This is a genomic window from Campylobacter sp. BCW_4321 (assembly GCF_001763075.1).
Lineage (GTDB): Bacteria > Campylobacterota > Campylobacteria > Campylobacterales > Campylobacteraceae > Campylobacter_D > Campylobacter_D jejuni.
Window position 1 is genome coordinate 1 of record NZ_MJYA01000050.1, and the last position, 4,998, is coordinate 4,998.

Consider the following 4,998-nt stretch of genomic DNA (forward strand, 5'->3'; position numbering starts at 1 on the left):
TCTTTTTTATAAAACACTTTAAAAACTTCATCACTTTGTTTGTGTTTTACCATATCATCTAAACCACATTTTTCTATAAACTCACAATCTTTAGCAAAAACTTCATTTTCTACATCAAATAAATCTTGTTTATAAGCATTTGATGAATGGGGATCACAAGAATGAACATCAATAATATAATCTTGTATATTTTTTTGCATAGCAAATCCTTTAAAAAATAGTATAAATTTTTATTTTTAGAATGACTTAAAATCTTTTTTAATTTTTATAAATATTAAGGATATTATTTTTTTATATTATGTTGATGATCTTTTTTATCAAAGTCATAAAATGTAACAAATATGGCTACGGCTATTGCAAAAGCTAAAATAATATATTGTCCTAATGAATGAGATAAATCCATATTGTTTACTTTGTAATATGTTATTTTAACATATAAATTATAACAAAAAAGAAAAAAATAAAATGAAAATAATAAGAAATTGATTTTTTATTATTTATTATGATAATCTTATTTGAGTACTTTTAAAAAGCTTAGAGTATAAAGTGTTGTGATGTAGCTTTTAAAAAGAAGAATAAAAACAAAGAAGCAGAAAACACCCTTATAAAAATTATTAATTATATTCACTAACCATAGATGTAATAAAAAATATTGAGTAAAATATAATCAAAACAAATTTCTATTTATTTTTATAAAAACTGCATTTTTAAATTTGCTATGTTATAATTAAAAAAAAGGTTGTATAAATATGAAAAATTATTATATTTCAGAAGGTGTAAAAGCTTTATTTTCTATCTATTTTAAAGATCAAACTGAAGAAAATTTCATTAAAGCTCTTAACGAATTTGCTAAAGAAAGCCAAATAAATTCTCAAGAAATAAAAGACAAATCTTTTAGAGAATTTAAAGAAGCCATTTCTAAATTACCAACTATAGATCTTTTGAATACTAGATTTGATAAGCTTGAATATTCAATAGGTGCTAAACTTGATAAGCTTGAAAATTCAGTTGATAAGCTTGAAAACAAACTAGATAGTTTTAAAAGAGAAGTTAGAACATATGTAATTATTCTTGCTACTTTAATGTTTATTTTACAGCCTACAATTTTTGATTTAATTTTGTCTATCTTTAAATCATTTCTAAGACAATAAGGTTTTTAGTTTTCACTTTCGTTAGTGTGTTTATCATTGAGATAATGAGCTACTAAAACCAATATGCCAAAAACGAGAGTGATAGCACCAATTAAAATAGCTATATTATAACCATCCATTTTTTCTCCTTTTTTCAAAAAAAGTTCAATCTTTAAGAAAGATTGATGATAATGCAACTACCGTTAAAATTAGCAAACTTTCAATTAAAATAATAAAAGCTCTACTATCGCCTGTTTGTAAACCATAAAGACTATTTATAAACAATCCTATGCCAATAGATTCCATGAATCTTAAGATTGCTTTTGTGGGTATTTTTGTAAATATTACTATTTTTTTGAAAAAATTTTTCTTTTTTCTCCTTATCTTATAACAAAAAAATGCTAAAAGTCAAGGGATAAAAACATATATCTAAGAATTAAAACCTCCAGAACAGATTAATTTTTATTTTTATCAAAATTATAAAATTTCACAAGTATAACAACTGATATTACAAAAGCCGATATAAAGTATCATCCTCTTTATTATTTAATAGCAATAATGTTTTCTAAATAAAATTTAAGTGTTTTAAAATACACATTGTTAGGATTATTTTTTAATTGACAGTACTTTATATAATATTAAAATCCACCTTTAGTGAGGAAGGTGGTTTAATTTTGACATTTAACCTGATAAGATCTTATATTCTCGTTTTCCACTTCATGGTTTGGCACTTGATAACATTCTTTAAAATTCTCACCTTTTAAGATTTTAATATAAGAGCTTGGAATAGCAATTTGATTTCTTATTCTTTGTGGATTATTGTCATAATTAACTAAATTTAAAACTTCTAAACTTCCAAGCTTCAAAGCTACTTGTCTTTCTCTTTTTTCAATCTTGTTCCAAACCCTTTGATTGATTTGTGGATTTTGTGGAGTAATATTACTCATTAAAAAAGTGCTTCTTTGAGCTTGAGTTGTTTTTCTCATAGAAGCATTAGAAAGAGTGTGTCCTCTATCATAACCACTGTTTCTATAATCACTCCATGTAGTACGATATTTTTTAGGAATATTTGTATCATCTTCAAAGCGTGGGCGTTTTTTGATTTGTTCGCCTTTTAAATTTTCCGCTTCCAATCTATAAGCTACAGCTTTTGTACCTTTTAGATTATAATCATAACAATTTAGATAATAGAATTTATCTAAAACTTGTGAACAACTTTGCTTAGTAAAATACTTAGCAAAATCTTCGCTTGGCTTGTATTGTGTATAATCAGCTAAGGCTAGAGTTGCTAGCAGTGGTAAGATTATAAGTTTTTTCATTTATTCTCCTATCTTTTTAAAAATTAATTCTCGATTTGTTTTTCAACTAATTTTCTCTTTCTTTTTTTAATTTATTGGTATTTTGGTTTATGATTTATATAAAAAGCAAGATCCTTATTATAACAGTTTCATTTTTTCTTAAATAGCGAAAAATGAAATGAGTGATAAAGATTTTGAGATTTTTCCATGTATAAAATAAGGCAGATTTTTATTTTATCAATAGCAATTATTATTAAAAAAAATAGCAGAAAATTTCATTTGCCTATATTAATGTAACTTTTTATTACAATCAGCATTTTCAAAAAACTTTATCATTATTTCAGCTTAAATTTTATCATTTAAAATTAAACTTGATATAAATCTTTTCGTATACTTTGCTCGCTCGATTTAAATATATAAAAGCATAATATTGAGTAATACTATGTAATTTTAAACAAGGCATGGTTTTTGATAAAATTTTTAGATGAAAAAATCTACAAGCTTGATTGTTTTATTGATTAATTCCAAAACAAGAACTAAAAATTAACAATCTTAGTCTATTAAAATTCTTTTTATACAATTAAAAAATAATTATTATATACAAATGTGAAAATATGGATAATACGCAAAAATATGCAGCTATAGATCTTAAGTCATTTTATGCTTCTGTTGAATGCATTTTAAGAAAATTAGATCCTCTAAATACCAATCTTGTAGTTGCGGATGAAAGTAGAACTGAAAAAACAATATGTCTTGCGGTATCTCCCGCATTAAGATCTTATAATATATCAGGCAGATTAAGACTATTTGAACTAATACAAAAAGTAAAAACAATCAATTACAAGCGCTTAAAAATTGCTAAATATTTCAGTGCAAAATCATACAATCATCTTGAACTAATAAATAATCCCAATTTAGAGCTTGATTACATTGTTGCAAAACCTAGGATGTCAACATATATAGACTATAGTTCTAAAATCTACAGCATTTATTTAAAGTATTTTGATCCAAAAGACATTCATATTTACTCCATTGATGAAGTATTTATTGATTTAACTCCTTATATCAAACATTATAAGCTATCTGCTGACAAACTCATTGAAAACATATTATTTGAAATTTTAAAAACAACTCAAATAACAGCAACTGCGGGAATAGGAACAAATCTTTACTTAGCAAAAATTGCAATGGATATATTAGCCAAAAAACAAAATATTAATAAAGATGGACTTTGCATAGGGTATTTGGATGAAATGCTTTATAGAAGAAAATTATGGCAACACACGCCCATAAATGATTTTTGGCGTATAGGCAAAGGATATGCAACAAAACTAAAAAGCATAGGCATTAACAATATGGGAGATTTAGCAAGATACTCTCTTAATAACGAGGATAAACTTTATCAAATTTTTGGAGTAAATGCTGAGTTATTAATCGATCATGCTTGGGGGTTTGAAAGCTGTACAATGCAAGCTATTAAAGAATATAAAAGCAAACATATCTCTAAGGTAATGGCTAAGGTTTTGCCTAAGCCTTATAGTTTTAAAAAAGCTAGAGATATGCTTAAAGAAATCGTCGATCATATGGTTCTTGAGCTAATTGAGCAAAATTTAACATGCAATCAAATCGTTTTAGATGTACAATATGATAAAGAAAGCTTAGAAAAGGTACAAAGCTACAATGGTCCAATGAGCAAAGATTCCTATGGAAGATCTATTCCAAAAAATGCACATTCAACAATCAATTTGGATTACCACAGCTCTTCCTTGGAAACTATTTGCAATAAAGGTTTAAAATTGTTTGATTTAATAGTTAATGCTGATTTTTTAATTAGAAAAATAAGTCTTACTCTTAATAATGTTGTAAAAAATGACACGATAAAAAAAATTAAAGAACCCAGTCTTTTTGCCGACATAGAACAGAAGGAAAATAAAAATTTTATAAAAGAAGAGAAATTACAAAAAGCTAGACTCGCGATTGTTCACAAATATGGAAAAAAATCTATTTTTAAAGCCTCGAGTCTTGAAAATGGCTTAAAAATTAATTCGCAAATAGGAGGACACAATGCCTAATAACCACGATGATATTATTAATATTAAATACAAAAAATCTACAAAATATCCTCTTATGCCATTAGAAAAAAGAGCGGCACAGTTTGCTCCATTTTCAGTGCTTAAAGGATTTGATGAAGCAATTGAAAAAAAGAAAAAAGAAATGGAAAGAAAGCTTGAAAAGTCTATCTATATAAACGAGTAATCATGTTTTTATGAGAAAAATATTTTAGATATAAAAATCAATTAAAAACAAGTAAAAAAATAAGTATTTTTTAAATAGTGTATTTTTTATACCACTTTTATCTCTATATATTTTAGACTTAAAATAAAATTAATTAAAATTAGTATTAAAATTTTATCTTTTTTTTCTGTGAATTTTCATATAAAAAATATTGTTTTTTATATGATTAAAAAAATAAAAAAATTATCTTGTACTTTTCACGAGCAAAAATTCAAAGAGAAAATTACAGCAAAACTATATTTATTTTGATTTATTTTTTTGTTTTTTTATCTATC

At 24.8% G+C, this 4,998-nt stretch carries 5 protein-coding genes and 1 pseudogene; 3 read left to right on the forward strand and 3 right to left on the reverse strand.

Going from position 1 to position 4,998, the window contains the following annotated elements; all coding sequences use genetic code 11:
• Nucleotides 1-200 (reverse strand): annotated as a pseudogene (locus AJN58_RS06120) (hypothetical protein); the annotation flags it as partial.
• Between the two features lie 549 nt (nt 201-749).
• On the opposite strand from AJN58_RS06120, the gene AJN58_RS06125 reads away from it, so the two are divergent.
• On the forward strand, nt 750-1,151 hold the full coding sequence (locus AJN58_RS06125; RefSeq protein ID WP_070283613.1) for a hypothetical protein: 402 nt from the start codon (nt 750-752) through the stop codon (nt 1,149-1,151).
• 144 nt (nt 1,152-1,295) lie between these two features.
• Here the strand turns inward: AJN58_RS06125 and AJN58_RS10140 are convergent, their stop codons facing one another.
• Together AJN58_RS10140 and AJN58_RS06130 are read right to left on the reverse strand one after the other, a co-directional pair.
• Nucleotides 1,296-1,436: a hypothetical protein gene (locus AJN58_RS10140; protein WP_002834679.1), complete on the reverse strand. Its 141-nt coding sequence runs from the start codon at nt 1,434-1,436 to the stop codon at nt 1,296-1,298.
• Between the two features lie 362 nt (nt 1,437-1,798).
• The gene (locus AJN58_RS06130; RefSeq protein WP_002807507.1) at nt 1,799-2,449 is read right to left on the reverse strand and encodes a DNA/RNA non-specific endonuclease; all 651 of its coding nucleotides are present in this window, start codon (nt 2,447-2,449) and stop codon (nt 1,799-1,801) included.
• A gap of 593 nt (nt 2,450-3,042) precedes the next feature.
• Between AJN58_RS06130 and AJN58_RS06135 the strand changes: the two genes are divergently transcribed.
• Together AJN58_RS06135 and AJN58_RS06140 are read left to right on the forward strand one after the other, a co-directional pair.
• Complete coding sequence (locus AJN58_RS06135) at nt 3,043-4,500, forward strand: DNA methylase (RefSeq protein WP_070292082.1); 1,458 nt, start codon at nt 3,043-3,045, stop codon at nt 4,498-4,500.
• A complete protein-coding gene (locus tag AJN58_RS06140) occupies nt 4,493-4,684 on the forward strand; it encodes a hypothetical protein (RefSeq protein ID WP_002779581.1) in 192 nt (63 codons plus the stop codon). Before AJN58_RS06135 ends, AJN58_RS06140 begins: the two co-directional genes overlap by 8 nt.
• Nucleotides 4,685-4,998: the final 314 nt, after the last annotated feature.